At 70.3% G+C, this 15,563-nt stretch carries 16 protein-coding genes and 1 pseudogene; 8 read left to right on the top strand and 9 right to left on the bottom strand.

Annotation, left to right across the window (positions count from 1 at the left end):
* Positions 1-4: 4 nt before the first annotated feature.
* The 3 genes and pseudogenes from ABZU52_RS17385 to ABZU52_RS17375 all read left to right on the top strand — a co-directional run bounded on the left by ABZU52_RS17385 (position 5) and on the right by ABZU52_RS17375 (position 2,214).
* Positions 5-844, top strand: a pseudogene (locus ABZU52_RS17385) (GtrA family protein).
* A gap of 63 nt (positions 845-907) precedes the next feature.
* The gene (locus ABZU52_RS17380) at positions 908-1,615 is read left to right on the top strand and encodes a GtrA family protein (RefSeq protein ID WP_354972021.1); all 708 of its coding nucleotides are present in this window, start codon (positions 908-910) and stop codon (positions 1,613-1,615) included.
* Positions 1,612-2,214, top strand: a complete 603-nt coding sequence (locus tag ABZU52_RS17375; protein ID WP_354972020.1) for a MaoC/PaaZ C-terminal domain-containing protein — start codon at positions 1,612-1,614, stop codon at positions 2,212-2,214. Before ABZU52_RS17380 ends, ABZU52_RS17375 begins: the two co-directional genes overlap by 4 nt.
* 45 nt (positions 2,215-2,259) lie before the next feature.
* Here ABZU52_RS17375 and ABZU52_RS17370 read toward each other — a convergent pair whose 3' ends face one another.
* Positions 2,260-2,832, bottom strand: a complete 573-nt coding sequence (locus tag ABZU52_RS17370) for a PH domain-containing protein (protein WP_354972019.1) — start codon at positions 2,830-2,832, stop codon at positions 2,260-2,262.
* An 80-nt stretch (positions 2,833-2,912) separates the two neighbouring features.
* Positions 2,913-3,788, bottom strand: a complete 876-nt coding sequence (locus tag ABZU52_RS17365) for a biotin--[acetyl-CoA-carboxylase] ligase (RefSeq protein ID WP_354972018.1) — start codon at positions 3,786-3,788, stop codon at positions 2,913-2,915.
* Positions 3,789-3,872: 84 nt separating this feature from the next.
* Here ABZU52_RS17365 and ABZU52_RS17360 point away from each other — a divergent pair, with 84 nt between their 5' ends.
* Positions 3,873-5,456, top strand: coding sequence for an acyl-CoA carboxylase subunit beta (locus tag ABZU52_RS17360; RefSeq protein WP_354972017.1), 1,584 nt, complete (start codon positions 3,873-3,875; stop codon positions 5,454-5,456).
* Between the two features lie 197 nt (positions 5,457-5,653).
* Here the strand turns inward: ABZU52_RS17360 and ABZU52_RS17355 are convergent, their stop codons facing one another.
* From ABZU52_RS17355 to ABZU52_RS17335, 5 genes are all read right to left on the bottom strand, one after another.
* Entirely contained in the window at positions 5,654-6,502 is an 849-nt protein-coding gene (locus ABZU52_RS17355; RefSeq protein WP_354972016.1) for a transposase family protein, read from the bottom strand.
* A 208-nt stretch (positions 6,503-6,710) separates the two neighbouring features.
* Positions 6,711-7,565, bottom strand: coding sequence for a hypothetical protein (locus ABZU52_RS17350; RefSeq protein WP_354972015.1), 855 nt, complete (start codon positions 7,563-7,565; stop codon positions 6,711-6,713).
* Complete coding sequence (locus tag ABZU52_RS17345; RefSeq protein WP_354972014.1) at positions 7,558-8,058, bottom strand: SigE family RNA polymerase sigma factor; 501 nt, start codon at positions 8,056-8,058, stop codon at positions 7,558-7,560. The genes ABZU52_RS17350 and ABZU52_RS17345 overlap by 8 nt, the downstream gene beginning before the upstream one ends.
* A 62-nt stretch (positions 8,059-8,120) precedes the next feature.
* Positions 8,121-9,104 (bottom strand): 2-dehydropantoate 2-reductase N-terminal domain-containing protein, encoded by a 984-nt coding sequence (locus tag ABZU52_RS17340; protein WP_354972013.1) that lies wholly within the window; start codon positions 9,102-9,104, stop codon positions 8,121-8,123.
* A 20-nt stretch (positions 9,105-9,124) separates the two neighbouring features.
* Positions 9,125-9,868, bottom strand: a complete 744-nt coding sequence (locus ABZU52_RS17335) for a M50 family metallopeptidase (protein ID WP_354972012.1) — start codon at positions 9,866-9,868, stop codon at positions 9,125-9,127.
* Between the two features lie 101 nt (positions 9,869-9,969).
* Here ABZU52_RS17335 and ABZU52_RS17330 point away from each other — a divergent pair, with 101 nt between their 5' ends.
* Positions 9,970-10,524, top strand: a complete 555-nt coding sequence (locus ABZU52_RS17330) for a Uma2 family endonuclease (protein ID WP_354972011.1) — start codon at positions 9,970-9,972, stop codon at positions 10,522-10,524.
* 126 nt (positions 10,525-10,650) lie between these two features.
* Positions 10,651-11,403: a GH25 family lysozyme gene (locus tag ABZU52_RS17325; RefSeq protein ID WP_354972010.1), complete on the top strand. Its 753-nt coding sequence runs from the start codon at positions 10,651-10,653 to the stop codon at positions 11,401-11,403.
* 84 nt (positions 11,404-11,487) lie between these two features.
* On the opposite strand, the gene ABZU52_RS17320 is transcribed toward ABZU52_RS17325, so the two are convergent.
* Positions 11,488-11,715, bottom strand: coding sequence for a hypothetical protein (locus ABZU52_RS17320; protein WP_354972009.1), 228 nt, complete (start codon positions 11,713-11,715; stop codon positions 11,488-11,490).
* Between the two features lie 65 nt (positions 11,716-11,780).
* Complete coding sequence (locus tag ABZU52_RS17315; RefSeq protein ID WP_354972008.1) at positions 11,781-13,814, bottom strand: protein kinase; 2,034 nt, start codon at positions 13,812-13,814, stop codon at positions 11,781-11,783.
* Positions 13,815-13,904: 90 nt separating this feature from the next.
* Here ABZU52_RS17315 and ABZU52_RS17310 point away from each other — a divergent pair, with 90 nt between their 5' ends.
* Positions 13,905-14,099: an acyl-CoA carboxylase subunit epsilon gene (locus tag ABZU52_RS17310; RefSeq protein ID WP_354972007.1), complete on the top strand. Its 195-nt coding sequence runs from the start codon at positions 13,905-13,907 to the stop codon at positions 14,097-14,099.
* A gap of 91 nt (positions 14,100-14,190) precedes the next feature.
* A complete protein-coding gene (locus ABZU52_RS17305; protein WP_354972006.1) occupies positions 14,191-14,649 on the top strand; it encodes a hypothetical protein in 459 nt (152 codons plus the stop codon).
* Positions 14,650-15,563: the final 914 nt, after the last annotated feature.

Raw genomic sequence — 15,563 nt, 5'->3', positions numbered from 1 at the left:
GGTTGTGAAGAACTGCACAAGCTGCGGCCTCGCTGCGGCATCACGAGCTGATACCCGCTTTCCCGCGCAGTTTCACGCAAATCTTGTTGTGCACCCCGGCGGACGCTTGTTGCGGTCGGGCCGTCGACCTGCCCCGCCGACCGGTGCGGGGATTCCCGTTCCGCGGCGGCTCAGTCCTCCCATTTGGCTACGCTCTGTGCAGTGGTTACACACGCGGCGCTGGGCCCCTCGGGGAGACCACGCCCGCTTGCCGTTGCTACCCCTCTGACTGGCCGGCAGCCGGTAGGCTCCCTCCGTGGCCGCCACGATGACCGGGGAACAACCGGGTCCCCGGCAGACCCGACGGGGTCTCGTCGGCTCACTGCTCGACCGCTTCGGTCACCTGCTCCGCGAGATGAGCAAGTTCGCCACAGTGGGTGGTTTCGCCTTCCTCATCGACTTCGCGCTCTTCAACTACCTGACGAGCAGGCACGGCGTCGAGGAGTTGACCGCGAAGACGATCTCCACGGTGATCGCGGCCACCGTCGCCTTCGTGGGCAACCGGTTCTGGACCTGGCGGCACCGCCAGCGCAACAACGCCGCCCGCGAGTACGCGCTTTTCTTCTTCTTCAACGCGGTCGGCCTCGGCATCACTGTCGCTTGCCTCGCGCTCAGCCGCTACGGGCTCGGAGCAATCTGGCCGGCCGTGTTCCAGACGCGCCTGGCGGACAACCTCGCCAGCTACATCGTCGGCACCGGGCTCGCCACGCTGTTCCGATTCTGGTCGTACCGGCGGTTCGTCTTCGTCGAAGCGGGAACGCCGACCCTTCCGCAGGTGAATCCCGACCCTGACCACGGGGCGTGACCTGCCGCCCACCTCGTTCGGCCGGTGATCGCCGGCCACACCGACTGCCCTAAGGTGTTTCGCATGCGTCTTGTCCGTCTGCTGCCTGAGCGCTGGCAGAAGTTCATCCACGAGGCGTTCAAGTTCGGCATCGTCGGCGGCATCAACACCGTCATCAACTACGCAGTGTTCAATGCCCTCGCACTGACCGTTTTCGTCAATGGTCAGTTGAAGGCGACCGTGATCGCGACCATCGTCGCCACCATCACGTCGTACCTCATGAATCGGCACTGGACGTACCGCGATCGTCCGAAATCGGCGCTTCGCCGGGAATATCTGCTCTTCTTCCTATTCAACGGTGCTGGCCTGCTCATCGAGCTGGGCGCGGTGGCGGCGGCCAAGTACGGCCTCGGCGTACACGGCCTGCTCGGGCTGAATCTGGCCAAGACCGTCGGCGTCCTGCTGGCCACGCTGTTCCGGTTCTGGTCATACCGGACCTTCGTCTTCCAACCCGTCGCACCGGTCGAGGACGAGATCGCGAAGCCCGAGTCCACCTGGCACAGCGTTCCCCGCGACGAGTGGGACACCATGGCGGGGATGGACCCGGTCGCCGAGTTGGCGGAGTCCGTGTCCGAGCTGGAGGAGGCGGAGTCCGCGCAACGCGCCGACTACCCGCCCGGCACACCCACCCAGGGGCGGCCACCGCGACTGAGCGTCAGCCCCGCCGCCGACCTGGACGCGGAACTCGCCGCGGAGCTGCACGTCGGCACCCGCCGCGCGCGCCGCCGGTGACGACGCCCGACGCCCGTTCCGGCACGGGGCGACCGGCCGAGCTGTTCTTCGAGGATCTCGTCCCGGGGCTCACCGTCGACCTCGGCGTGGTCACCGTGGACGCCGACGAGATGGTCGCGTTCGCCCGCCGCTTCGACCCGCAGTGGTACCACGTCGACCCCGACCTGGCCGCGGCGAGCCGGCACGGCGGCCTGATCGCCAGCGGCTTCTACACGGTCAGCCTGTTCATGCGCGCGTACGTCGACCATCTGCTGTCCCGGGCCGCCGCGGACGCGTCGCCCGGCCTGGAGGAGCTGCGCTGGCTCGCCCCGGTGCGGGCCGGCGACCGGCTCGCGGTGCGGGTCGACGTGATGGGCGCCCGACCGTCGACCGCCCGCCCCGGGCTCGGCACCGTCAGCCTCACCGGCACCATGCTGCGCCTCGGCCCGGACGACCGGCCCGAGCAGGAAGTGCTGCGGACCCGCTTCCGTGGCTGGTTCGCCGTCCGCCCGGTCAAAACCCACCCCGCCGAGGCCGAAGCCGCCGGAACCGACGCTGACCAGCCGGACGGCGACCCGACGGAGACCAGCGGCTCAGCCGAGGCTCAACGACACGACTGACCCGCCCCCGGCACTGCGGCAGGGGCGGGTCTCAACCGGCTCGGTTCAGGTGGTGCTGTCTCGCAGCGGCTTGCCGTCCTGCATGTCGGCGAGCATGTCGCGCATCTCGCCGTCCCCCAGGGAGTGCTTGTCGTGCTGCGCCTCGACCAGCTCGTACAGGGTGGTCTGCACCTTTCCGACGTCCGGCACGTCGGAGAGCACCGACTGGCCGCGCTCACCGGCCGACTCGATGGTGAGCGTCCCGCAGCCGAGCAGCCGCTCGATGAAACGCTGGTTCATCGAGTGGTCGTTGACCCGGGCGAGCGGAAGGTCCCGCCGGTCCCTTGAGAAGACGCCCTGCTGGAGCAGGACACGCTCGTTCGTGAACAGGTAGTGAGTGGTGCGCCAGACCAGGAACGGCCACAGGCCGAGCCAGAGCACCGCGACCAGGGCGATCGCCCCGATCACGGCCAGCGCGATCGAACCGCCGCCGCTCTCGGGCAACAGGAGCACGCCGACCACCACCGCGGCGATGGCCAGCACCAGCACCGCGATCGGCCGGATCAACGCCTTCCAGTGCGGGTGCAGGTGCAGCACGACATGCTCGTCCTCGGTGAGCACGTCTTCAGGAAACGCCACGGGAACCTCCAACGCGATTTTCTAGTCGCGCAGACGGTAAACCCCCCAAGCCCCACCACAACATCCGCCACGCGGCCCCCTCAGCGGAGATGCAGCACATCTCCGGCGGCCAGGGTTCGGGCGCCGGCGGGGGTGGTGAGGATCAGTTGGCCGTCGGGGTCCACTCCGGTGGCGGTGCCGGTCAGGGAGTCGCCGTTGGGGAGCAGGACGCGTACCTCGCGGCCGATCGTCGCGCAGGCCGCCAGGTAGGCGTCGCGCAGGCCGCTGGCCACCGCGTCGCCGCCCGCCGAACGCCACCGGTCGTACCAGTCGGCGAGCGCCCGCAGCAGTGCCCGCAGCAGCGGATCCCGATCGGTGGCCACCGCGCCGGCCAACTGGAGCGAGGTGGCCGGCAGCCCGGTCGGGTTCACCGGCAGCTCGTCGCCGCGCAGCGTCACGTTGAGCCCGATGCCCAGCACGATGGCCGGCGGCTGGTCCGGTACGCGTCCGGGCACCGCCTCGGCCAGCACGCCGGCGCACTTCGCGTCGTCGATCAGCAGGTCGTTCGGCCACTTGAGGGTGGCGTCCAGCTCGGCCAGCCGGGCCACCGCCTCGACCAGCGCCACGCCGGCCAGCAACGGCAGCCACCCGTACCCCGTGGGTGCCGCCGGCAGCCAGCCGCGGTCCGGCACGGCCTCGCCGGGCCGCAGCAGCACGCTCGTGGCGATGCCGGCCCGGGCCGGCGACTGCCAGACCCGACCGCGCCGGCCACGCCCCGCGGTCTGCCGCTCGGCGACCACGACCAGGCCCTCGGGCTCGTCGCCCCGGGCGGCCTCGGCCACGTCGGCGTTGGTGGAGCCGGTCTCGGCGCGCAGCTCCAGCCGGGCCCACGGCCCGTTCGGCGCGACCAGCGCGCGGCGCAGCCGGGCCGCCGACAGCGGCGGCCGATCCAGATCGGTGTACGGGGAGCCCGACATTCCGCCAGCCTACGGCGGTGCTCCGGTCGACACTGAGGCGTACTGCACAGCGGCACCCACCTGAACCATCGTTATATTCCCTGGGTGACTACCGAGACCGGGACCAACATGCACAGCACCGCGGGCAAGCTGGCGGACCTGGAGCGCCGGGTCGACGAGGCGGTGCACGCCGGGTCGGCCCGCGCCGTGGAGAAGCAGCACGCGCGGGGCAAGAAGACCGCCCGCGAGCGGATCGAGATGCTGCTCGACGAGGGGTCCTTCGTCGAACTCGACGAGCTGGCCCGGCACCGATCCACGGCCTTCGGGCTGGAGCGCAACCGCCCGTACGGCGACGGCGTGGTCACCGGCTACGGCACGGTGGACGGCCGGCAGGTGTGTGTCTTCGCGCAGGACTTCACCGTCTTCGGTGGCTCACTCGGCGAGGTCTTCGGCGAGAAGATCGTCAAGGTGATGGACCTGGCCATGAAGATCGGCTGCCCGGTGGTCGGCATCAACGACTCCGGCGGCGCGCGGATCCAGGAGGGCGTCGTCTCGCTCGGCCTCTACGGCGAGATCTTCTTCCGCAACGTGCGAGCCTCCGGTGTCATCCCGCAGATCTCGCTGGTGATGGGGCCCTGCGCCGGCGGCGCGGTCTACTCCCCGGCGGTCACCGACTTCACCGTGATGGTCGACCAGACCTCGCACATGTTCATCACCGGCCCGGACGTGATCAAAACGGTGACCGGCGAGGACGTCGGCATGGAGGAGCTGGGCGGGGCACGTACGCACAACACGCGCAGCGGCAACGCGCACTACCTCGCCACGGACGAGGAGGACGCTGTCGACTACGTCAAGGCACTGCTGTCGTACCTGCCGTCGAACAACCTCGACGAGCCGGTCGTCGTCGAGGCCCCCGCTTCGCTTGAGGTCAATGACGAGGACCGGGAGTTGGACACCCTGATCCCGGACTCGGCCAACCAGCCGTACGACATCCACACCGTCATCGAGCACGTCCTCGACGACGGGGAGTTCCTCGAGGTCCAGCCGCTCTACGCGCAGAACATCGTGGTCGGCTACGGCCGGGTCGAGGGGCGACCGGTCGGTGTGGTGGCCAACCAGCCGATGCACTTCGCCGGCACCCTGGACATCGCCGCCTCGGAGAAGGCCGCCCGGTTCGTGCGCACCTGCGACGCGTTCAACATCCCGGTGCTGACCTTCGTGGACGTACCCGGCTTCCTGCCCGGCACCGGTCAGGAGTGGGACGGCATCATCCGCCGGGGCGCCAAGCTCATCTACGCATACGCCGAGGCGACCGTCCCCAAGGTCACCGTGATCACCCGCAAGGCGTACGGCGGGGCGTACGACGTGATGGGCTCCAAGCACCTCGGCGCGGACCTGAACTTCGCGTGGCCGACCGCGCAGATCGCGGTGATGGGCGCGCAGGGCGCGGTGAACATCCTCTACCGCTCCGAACTGGCCGGCGCCGAGGACCCGGCGGCGGTCCGGGCCGAGAAGATCGCCGAGTACGAGGACACCCTGGCCAACCCGTACGTGGCCGCCGAGCGCGGGTACGTCGACGCGGTGATCGCGCCACACGAGACGCGTACCCAGATCGTCCGGGCGCTGCGCGTCCTGCGTACCAAGCGGGAGACCCTGCCGCCGAAGAAGCACGGCAACATCCCGCTCTGATCTCGCCGCTGCCCTGCTCGCTTGATCCGCGCAACTTCGGGGAAAGTGCTGCCTCCAGGCGCCGGGAGGCAGCAACATCCCTGAGCTAGTTGCATCTTGTTTGTGCTGGTCAGCGGGTCTTGACGTGTTGGGGTGGGGTGTTTTCGGGCTGGCTGAGGGTTTGTTGATCTTCGGGTTGATCGTTTGCCCGGGTGGGTTCAGCGGGTGATCTCGGCGTGGGTGAGCACGAGCAGGGCCCGCACCAGGGTGGTGGCGTCGCGTCGCCAGTCGCGGCGTAGTCGGTGCAGGATGCGCCAGTTCTTCAGGTGGGCGTGGGCGTGTTCGTTGGCGACGCGTTCGCGGGCGATGAGCGCGTTGGTGCGTTTTTCGGCGGGGGTGAGTGTGTGGTTGCGGCAGGCGCGGCGGCCGACGATGACGCTCGGGTTGGTGTCGGGTTGATCGTCGAGGCGGGTGTGGAAGCGGTCGCAGATCACGGCGAGGTCGTGTCGGCGGAGTCGGGCGGGTAGGTGTAGGCGTTTGGCATGGGTGGCCTCGTGAAGCCGGGCTGGTTGCGCTGCGGAGACCCAGAGCAGTCGGCCGCGGTGATCGGTCAGGGTGATGACGCGTAGGTGGTGGGCTTTGTGTTTCGGGCACCAGAGTTGTCTCTCGGCCCGCCCGGTCGGCGCGTGCACGGGGATGCAGGTGCCGTCGAGCAGCACGACCGGGTCGTCGGTGCCGGTGAGCGCGCGTGTGCGGGCGGCCAGGACGCGGTCCAGCCGTGGTGCCCTCCGGGCCAGAACGGTGACGACTTGTGTGACCCAGCGGCGAACGCTGTGGTGTGACACCCCATAGGCGGCGGCCAGGTCGGCGGGTCGTTCACCGTGACGCAGGACAGCCAGCACGATCAGGGCGGTGCTCAGGTCGGGCAGTTTGCGCCATCGTGACTTCACGCTCTCGCGGTGGATCCTCAGCGCCTGAACGGCGAGGGTGAGGGTCTGGGTCGACAACGGCAGCCGGACTTGGTAAACCAGTGCGTGGCCCTCGGCGGGCGCATTGATGTGTGTCACGACCTGAGATCCTCGCCGAGGGTTTACTCATGCCCGATGACGCCACGCCGCACCCACGGCCCTGGCCCTGGCCCTGGCAGATGATCACAACGTAGATCACCATGGGCGCGGCCAGTGGCTGGATCACCACCACCAGCCCCGTCAATACCCGCCGACCAGCACAAACAGGATGCAACTAGCTCCCTGAAGTTGTGCGGATCAAGAAGGGTCAGCAGGGCGGGTTTGCGGCGACGCACATCCGGGCCGCCGCCGCCACGGCGAGCTGACGGAGTTTCGCCTCGGTGCCGTCATCTGCGATGCGCAGCAGCGAGACGGTGTCGCCGACCCGGACGACAGCCAGGAGGGTCGGCGGCGGTGCCTTGGCGAGCGTCTGCCCGGTCTGCACGTCCCGAGGGCCCGTGAGCGAGTCCCGCAGGATGGCGGCGTCGTCCCCGGCGAAGCCCCGCTGCACCACCGCCCACCTGTGGATCACCTCCGCGGTGTGGCTGGTGTCCGGCGTATCCCACTGCGCCACGCTCCGCCACTCGGCGCACGGCGCGACCAGATCGTCCAGACTGGTGAAGAGCTGTCGAGCCGTCTCGGGTGTCAGCCTGAAGAGATCCTGCATGACCAGAGCGTCGCCCGGCACGAGGACGCCCTGGGTGGGCTTCCGCATGAGGGTCTGCGAACGGGACAGGATCGACATCTGCCAGCCGTCCGATCGCCCCTGACTCGTCCGGCAGCGGCCGAGCGTGTCCTCCAACCGGACCGGCTCGCCCAGCCCTGCCTGGCTCAGCTCCACGTAGACCGGCAGTGGCAGGTCCTCCGGCTGCAACAGGGCGTCGAGGGTGATCTCGTGCCGGGTCGGCGAGGCGGAGGCGGCCGGCTGAACCACCGGCGGGGACGTCCTCGGCGCGGCGACCGCCGCGGCGGAAACCCCGGCGAGGGCCAGCACGACGGTCGCCACCACGATCCTGCGCTGGCTGCGGCGACGGGCCTGGGCGCGGATCTCCTCGGGGCCGAGCCACCGCACGTCCCGTAGGTCGCGCTGGATCTGTTCGACAAGCGTCGGGTCGTCACGCATCGGTGGCCTCCTCCAGGTCAGAGACGGCGAGCAGGCCGGCGAGCGCAGCGCGCCCCCGGGAGAGACGGGCCTTGACCGTGCCCACCGGGGCCGCGGTCTCCCGCGCCACGTCGGCGACCGGCATGCCCATCAGGTAGTACAGGGCGATCGCGACGCGTTGTTCCTCGGGCAGTAGACGCAGCGCGGCGACCACCTCGACGGTGTCGGTGCCCGGCCCGGGAACGGTCTCGGTCGCCCCGTGCCGCAGGTAGGCGCGGGCCCGGCTCCGCAGGCTGCGCCACCGACTGACGGCGATCCGGCTGGCCACCACCCGCACCCACGCCTCCGGGTCGTCGTACCCGCTGATCGTCGACCAGCGCTGCCACGCCCGGACGTACGCCTCCTGCACGGCGTCCTGCGCCTCGCCGCGATCGCCGGTGAGGGCGTAGACGAACCCGAGGAGTCGTTGCCGACTCCCCCGGTAGAACTCGTCGAACCCGTCGACGTCCGGCACCCGCTACCTCCCCGTGTCGGTCGCTGGGAACACGCACCGGGCGGGGTGGTCGGTTGCCCCGGTCAGGTGATCAACTTCTCCAACTCGGCGAGCGGGAACGCGCCGGCCGCGATCCGCTCCCGGACCGCCCGGCGTACGGCCCGCTGCACGGCGACGTTGGCCGGCGTCGGTACGCCGTGCAGCCGGCCGAGCAGCGCGATCTCGCCGTTGAGGTAATCGACCTCGGTCGAGCCGGTGCCCCGGGCCAGGCTCTGCCAGGTGGAGCCGCCGGAGCGGGGCTCCCCGTCGACCGGGCGCTGCCCGACCAGGTCGCCGCGTTCGGCCTTCTCCTCCTCCGGGGAGGTGTGCGCGATGCCGGCGGCGGCGAGCGCGGCGACGCCCTCGGCGCGTACCCGCTCGGCCAGCGCGTCCGGGATGTCCCGGCCGAGCAACGCCTGTAGGCCGTTACCGAGGTTGCTGAGCAGCTTGCCGTACTTCCAGCGCAGCACGTCGGTGCGGACCGGGGCGACGAAACCGGCGGCGGTCAGGTCGGCGGCGATCGCCCGGTCGGTGGCGTCGGCGCCACCGGGGTACCGCCCGATGTGGAGCATCCCGGGATGCGGGTAGCCGTTGGCGACCACCACGCCCGGGTCCAGGTGGGTGGCCGGCAGCCAGACGCAGACCGGGTGCACGTCGGCGAAGAGCCGCAGCGCGGCCCGCTCGTTGGCCACCCCGTTCTGCGCGGTCACCAGCGGCAGACGTTCGCCCGCCGTGCCGCCGCCGACCACCGGCGCGTCCACCCAGGCGGCCAACGCGCCGGCGGTGTCCTGCGACTTCACGGTGAGGATCAGCACGGTGTCCGCTGGCAGCGGCTGGTCACCGGGCCGGTCCACCACCGCGAGCCGGGCGGTGACCTCACCGTCGGGCTGCCGCAGGGTCAGACCCCGCGCGCGGATCGTGTCCAGGTGGGCGCCGCGGGCCACCACAGTCACGTCCCGGTCGGCCTGGGCCAGCCGTACGCCGATGGTCCCGCCGACCGCGCCCGCCCCGATGATCACGTATCGCATGGCCTCATTCTGCCCGCCGGTCAGCTGGTCAGGCCGGCGTCGGCGAGGAACGGGCCGGCGAGCAGGAGCGCGCCGGTGATCAGCGCCGCCACGTTGACGAGGGCGAAGACGCCCACCCAGAAGAGCGGCGGGAACGGGGTGAGGCCGGCGAGCTGGTCGGCGTCGGAGGCGGGCATCCGGCCCCGCGAGCGCAGCCGTTGCAGCTCGACCACCGGCCGCACCCCACCGAGCAGCAGAAACCACACCCCGGTGTACGCGAACGCGGCCTGGACCTGCGGCGTCGCGTACCAGGAGACGGCGAACACCAGCGCGCCGGTGACCAGCAACGACACCACACCGAAGGCGTTGCGGATCATGACGAGCATGGCCAGCAGAAGCGCCACCGCCACCCAGAGCAGCAGGGTGATCCGGTTACCGCCGAGCAGCCAGGCACCGGCCAGCCCGACCAGCGGCGGGGCGACGTACCCGGCGAGCAGGGTGAGGATCATGCCCGGCCCGGTGGGGCGACCGGCGGAGAGCGTCAGCCCGGACGTGTCCGAGTGCAGCCGGATGCCGCGCAGCTTGCGGCCGGTGAGCAGGGCGACGAGGGCATGCCCGCCCTCGTGCGCGATGGTGATGGCGTTACGGGCGATCCGCCACGGCAGCCGGGTGGAGACCACCACCAGCGCGACGGCCCCGGTGATCAGCACCAGCAGCGCCGGCGGGTCCGGCTGCGCGCCGAACAGCGTGTCCCACAGGTCGCTCAGCCCGTCGATCGACATCATGGGGCGCGAGCCTACCGGCGGCGTTCCGTGTCGCTGCCGAGGCACCGGCTCGTATCCTGTGAGACTGATCGGGTGGCGAGTGAAGCAGGAGGTGAGCGCCGATGAGTGCTGAACCCCTGGGACGACACCACGTCGGGCTCTGGACCGAGGCCGACTACTTCGCCCTGGGCGAGACCCCGGACCGGATCGAGCTGCTCGACGGGAGCCTGATCGTGAGCCCTGCCCCGAGCAAGCGGCATCAGTTGGTGTCGTGGGAACTCGTCTACAGCCTGCGTCGAGCGGTGCGGTCACAACCGCTCCTCGCCTTCGAGGCGGTCAACGTCCGGCTCGGGGTGGATCGGATCGTCATCCCCGATGTCGTCGTCGCGGCCACCGACGACGAGGGCACGGCGGTGGAGGCCGCCGAGGTGGTGCTCGTCGGCGAGATCGTCTCGCCGGGCAACGCCGCTGCCGACCGGCTGGTCAAGATGCAGCTCTACGCCATCGCGCGAATCCCCTGGTATCTGCTGGTGGAGCAGGACGGGGACGGTCACTCGCTGCGGCTGTTCCGGCTGGACGGCGAGCACTACGTCGAGGACCAGATCGCCAAGCCCGGCGAGACGCTGACCGTCGTCGAGCCGTTCCGCTGGCAGATCGACCCGGCCACGCTGCGCTGATCGTTTCCACCGCAATCCTCGGGGGGCACCGGCGGTCGTTGATGCAAGTTTCCTCGATAACTCTTGCAATCTAGGGCACTAACCTCCAAAGATGGGCGTCAATAGACTGCGTCCCTGGAGGCATTCATGGCCCGTACCCGATCATCGCTGCGCCGCGCACTCGCGGCCGGCCTCACCGTCCTCGCCACCGCGGCGGCGGCCCTGGTCGCGACCGCCGGACCGGCGGCCGCCGCCACCACCGCCGGTGTCGACGTGTCCCGCTACCAGGGCGGCATCAACTGGACAAGCGTCCGCAACGCCGGCATCGAGTTCGCCTTCATCAAGGCGACCGAGGGCACCAGCTACAAGGACCCGAACTTCAACGCCAACTACGTCAACTCGTACAACGCCGGGGTGATCCGCGGGGCGTACCACTTCGCCCGCCCGAACATCTCCGCCGGCTCGACCCAGGCCACCTACCTGGCCTCCAACGGCGGCGCCTGGTCGGCGGACAGCCGCACCCTGCCGGCGGCGCTGGACATCGAGGCCAACCCGTACACCGGCGGCTACTGCTACGGGCTCAGCACCACCGGGATGCGCAACTGGATCCAGGACTTCCTGAACACCTACCGCTCCCGCACCGGCCGGTACGCCGTCATCTACACCACCACGAGCTGGTGGAACCAGTGCACCGGCAGCTGGACCGGCCCGTGGGCCAACCACCCGCTCTGGCTGGCTCGCTGGTCGAGCACACCCGGCGCCCTGCCGGCCGGCGCGTCGGTGTGGAGCTTCTGGCAGTACACCAGCACCGGCGCGGTCGCCGGGATCAGCGGCAACGTGGACCGCAACTACTGGAACGGCGACCGGAGCCGCCTGATCGCCTTGGCCAACAACACCTGACCCGGGCCGTTGGCGGCAGCGGGATCGACGGTCACCATCACGGTCGACAATCGGTCCGGCTGCCGCCACACCACCGGGTACGGGTCAGGCCCGCCGCCGGCTCAGAGCCGGCACCACAGCATCCTCGCGAGCCAGCGCGCCCCGGCGGGTCAACCGCCAGGCGGCCGCGCCAAAGCCGGCAACGATCACGACGCCGAGCAGTGCGACGAGCACCGAAACCCCCGCGCTGACCAGCAGCAGAATCGCGTCGCCGAGCGCCACGAGCATCCACAGTGCCAGCCGGGGCCGAGTGTCCCTCCGTCGGTAACCCATGTCGTGCCTCCTTCCGTCGTCGACTGTCAATTACCCACGACGACGGAAGGTCATGCGAATGAGTTTCAGTCCTTGCGGTCGGGCACGAAACCCTTGGCGATCCGGTCGAAGTCCGGCAGCTTGGCCTGCCAGTCCTTCTCCGCGATCTCCCAGCGCAGGGCGTAACCACGGTTCTTGGCCGTCACGAACCCCCGATTACGGACGTGGATTCTGGTGCCGTCGCGGGTCTCCAGCCACTCCCAGTCCGCGCAGGTCTTCCAGAAGTTGCAGGGCTCGATACCGATCTTCTGGTAGTCGTTGACGAGCCCCTTGCGGTTCGGCTCCTGGCCCTGCCAGTCCTTCACCGCGTCCTTCTTCGGGGTGTTGGTCCACTGCACTAGCAGCAATCCCGGCCCGCTGGACTGGTTGAAGACGACCGTGTTGCGGTTGACCTGGCTACGCACCCAACCATCGGGGATCGGCAGGGCGAAGCCGGTCGGGTCGCGGTGCAGCTTCCAGCCCGCCGGCAGCGCGTTCGGGTCGGCCGAGGGGGTGGCCGAGGCCGTCGGGCTCGGCGCACCGGTGGTGGGCGGCGGTGGCGCGGCAGCGGAGGTCGGCGCGGGCGCCGAGGTCGCGGCAGCACCGGTGGGGTTGGCCTGCGGGGTCTTGGGATCGTCCTTTGTCAGCAGCGGCACGACCACCACGAGGCCGATCAGCAGCAGCGCGACCACGGCCCCGATCAGCAGGTTGCGTCGGATGTTGTTCGGCTTCGTGCCGTCCGACGGCGGCACCGCCGCGCGGCCGGCCGGACTCACCGGCGGCATGAGCGACGTCGGCGTGGTCGGTTTGCGCTGCTCCGGAGCCACCGGCGGACCATCGACAACCGTCGGCTCGTCGTCGACGTCAGTCGTACCGTCGCCGCTCGTGTCGGGCGCGGCCGCGACCTTCGCGGTCGGCTCGGCATCAGGCGGGTCGACCTCGGACGGACGGTCGATCATGGCGGTCGGCTCGGCCGGGGCTGCGGTCGGCTCGGCAGGCACCAGTGCGGTCGGCTCGGCGGGCACCAGTGCGGTCGGCTCAGCTGCCGCACCGGAGGAGACGGCGGCCGTCGGCGTGGCATCAGCGGCGGGGGGCGCGGCGGCAGCAGCGGCGGAGGTGGTCGCGGCGGCGGGCGGCGGCGACACCGGCTGGTCCACGCTCTCAGCGGGTCGCGGCGCCGGCACGTGCGGCGGGCGCGGCTCGCGCGGACCGTTCGGCCCTGGCCGGCGTACGCCATCGAGCAGTGAAATTCCGCGCGACCGCTTGCCCCCGGCGCGGCGCAGCAACCGCTCCGCCACCTCGGCGGTGATCCGCTCGTTCGGATCCTTGCGCAACAACCCGTTGAGCACAGCCTTGAGCGGACCGGCGTTTTTCGGTGGCGGAATCGGCTCGGTGGCCAACGCGGCCAGGGTGCCGATCGCCGACGGCCTGGCGTACGGCGACTTGCCCTCGACCGCCGCGTAGAGCGTCGCGCCCAACGACCACAGGTCGGCCTCCGGCCCGGCCGTGCCGTCCCGGGCCCGCTCCGGCGAGATGTACGCGGGTGAACCGAGCACCATGCCGGTGCGGGTCACGTTGGGGTCGCCGGGGATTGTGGCGAGACCGAAATCGGTCAGCACCACCCGGCCGTCGTCGCCGAGCAACACGTTGCCGGGCTTCACGTCGCGGTGCATGACGCCCGCCTTGTGCGCGGCGCTGAGGGCACCCAGCACGCCCAGGCCGATCTCCACCGTGCGGGCCACCGAAACCGGACCGTCCTCGGCGAGAGTGTCCTGCAACGACTTCGACGCCACGTACTCCATGACGATCCACGGATCGCCGTCGGTGCGCAGCACGTCGAAGATGCGGACGACGTTGGCGTGGTTGAGCCGGGCGATGGCTCGCGCCTCCCGCAGCGAGCGCTCGCGCATCTCGCGGCGCTCCTCGTCGGTGAGACCTGGCGGCGGCACCAACTCCTTGATGGCGACGTCCCGGTGCAGCACCTCGTCGCGCGCCTTCCACACCCGGCCCATGCCGCCCTGGCCGAGCGGCGACAGAAGCCGGTATCGGTCAGCGACGAGTTGGGGAAGCGCGTTCGACATCGGTGAGACGGTACCCGGACCCGCTGACGCTCACACCGCCGGCACGCCACTGTGCGTTCCCCGTAACTTCCGGCCGCGTACCCTGGCGGCATGTCTGCCGAAGAGCCGCTGTTCCGGGTCGTCCGCGGCGTGCCCACCGCCGAGGAGTTGGCCGCTCTGGTGGGGGCGATCATCATCCGGTCCCGCCCGGCCGTCGTCCCCGCACCCGCTTCCACGTCCGCCTGGGCGCGCAGCGGCCGACCGGGCAGTTCCCGTGGGTGGCGCGCCGCCGGGCTGCCCCGCTGACCACGAGACCCGCCGTACGGGGGCTGCCACGGTGGCGTTGAGCCGTTAACCTCACTCAGGGAAACTGTGCCGTTACGGGTAGGGAGGGTCCATGATCCCCGAAGAGGACCGGCCAGCACCCTGGCTACGCGGTTACGGCGGCATCGAAGCCGACATCAGCCAGCTCAGAGAGTTCGCCGACCGGCTCGCCGCCGAGGTCGAGAGCAACTACGCGCCGCACCTGTCGTACATCGCCGAAGACATGTCCGCGAAGCTGCCCAACCCGTGCGACGCCTTCATCGAGCTGGTCACCTTCCTGCACGCGCACCACGAGACGCAGCAGGCCACCGCCGACATGGTGTACGCCGTCCGAGGCGCCACCGGCCACCTCGCCGCCGCCGCCGACCAGGTCGCCACCCACTACGCCGACACCGACGCCTTCACCGCCACCCGAGTAGTCGACGTGCAACGAGCCCTCGCCAACCCCGCCAGCGTGCTTCCCGGCGGCCCGACGCCGACCCTGACCGACCCGACCAGCCCCGACGCCGAAGGGCCGGTGATGCTGCCGTGATCGAACGAGGCGCCGGCCGCGCCCCCGGCCTCACCGACTGGCAGCTCATGGACGTCAACAGCATGTGGGCCTGCCTTCAGGACCACGACACCGCCAACCACTGGAAGCAGGTCGCCGGCTGGCGCAAGGTCTGCGACCTGGCGCAAACCCACCTCGGCCGCCTCCAGCAGTACCGACGCGGACTCGCCGAGGCATGGCCCCCCGAAACCAGCGCCGCCTCCCGCACGTACCTCGCCGAACTCGACGAACTCATCGACAAGGTGCAGCGCACCCACGACGCCGCCGCCGCGAACTACACCGCACTCTCCGCCGCGACCCAGGCCATCGGCACCACCCGCGCCGCACTCCGCAAGATCTACGAGGAGTACGCGACCAAGTTCCAGCAGAAGCAGGCGTACGAGGCGATGGTCGCCGACCCGAAAGCGGTGATGGGCAACCGGGCCACCCAGCCGCCCGTTGCTGATGGGGAACTGGAACGGCTGAACGCGCAGGCCCGCTCCATGATGTTCAACCTGAGCGGAGAACTCCAACAAGCCCAAGCAACCCTTCAAAAACCACCCCCGCGACCCGCCCCTCGCGTCGACGAAGAGGGTACTGCTGCGACAACAACTGCAGCTCCCACTATTCCTCCTATTGTCGCGGTTCCCATTCGATCAACCGCACGAATATCGCCATCCAGCGGCTCTGCAGGCGATTCACGAAGTGACCGAATGCCGATCACAAGAGGAGTTGGCCCTGTCCTTGGCGGGGCGCCCGCAGTGCCAATACCCACCACTCAAGACTTGCCACGCGGCCAACAGGCGGGACCCGCCAACCAGCCAACTGGCATGGGTATACCACCCACGAGCCCCGGACCCGTTCCTAACGCGTCAAGGATCCTTAGGCCGCCAACTGAGCAACGCGGGTCAACGGGG

It is taken from the genome of Micromonospora sp. NPDC005220 (assembly GCF_040607895.1).
Taxonomy (GTDB): domain Bacteria; phylum Actinomycetota; class Actinomycetes; order Mycobacteriales; family Micromonosporaceae; genus Micromonospora.
This window is presented reverse-complemented; position numbering and strand designations above follow the sequence as displayed.

Coding starts and splice junctions, on each gene's coding strand:
- ABZU52_RS17380 (WP_354972021.1), top strand. CDS start 908: ATGCGTCTTGTCCGTCTGCTGCCTGAGCGCTGGCAGAAGTTCATCCAC.
- ABZU52_RS17365 (WP_354972018.1), bottom strand. CDS start 3,788: ATGTCGGGCTCCCCGTACACCGATCTGGATCGGCCGCCGCTGTCGGCG.
- ABZU52_RS17350 (WP_354972015.1), bottom strand. CDS start 7,565: ATGCGTGACGACCCGACGCTTGTCGAACAGATCCAGCGCGACCTACGG.
- ABZU52_RS17340 (WP_354972013.1), bottom strand. CDS start 9,104: ATGCGATACGTGATCATCGGGGCGGGCGCGGTCGGCGGGACCATCGGC.
- ABZU52_RS17335 (WP_354972012.1), bottom strand. CDS start 9,868: ATGATGTCGATCGACGGGCTGAGCGACCTGTGGGACACGCTGTTCGGC.
- ABZU52_RS17330 (WP_354972011.1), top strand. CDS start 9,970: ATGAGTGCTGAACCCCTGGGACGACACCACGTCGGGCTCTGGACCGAG.
- ABZU52_RS17325 (WP_354972010.1), top strand. CDS start 10,651: ATGGCCCGTACCCGATCATCGCTGCGCCGCGCACTCGCGGCCGGCCTC.
- ABZU52_RS17320 (WP_354972009.1), bottom strand. CDS start 11,715: ATGGGTTACCGACGGAGGGACACTCGGCCCCGGCTGGCACTGTGGATG.
- ABZU52_RS17315 (WP_354972008.1), bottom strand. CDS start 13,814: ATGTCGAACGCGCTTCCCCAACTCGTCGCTGACCGATACCGGCTTCTG.
- ABZU52_RS17310 (WP_354972007.1), top strand. CDS start 13,905: ATGTCTGCCGAAGAGCCGCTGTTCCGGGTCGTCCGCGGCGTGCCCACC.
- ABZU52_RS17305 (WP_354972006.1), top strand. CDS start 14,191: ATGATCCCCGAAGAGGACCGGCCAGCACCCTGGCTACGCGGTTACGGC.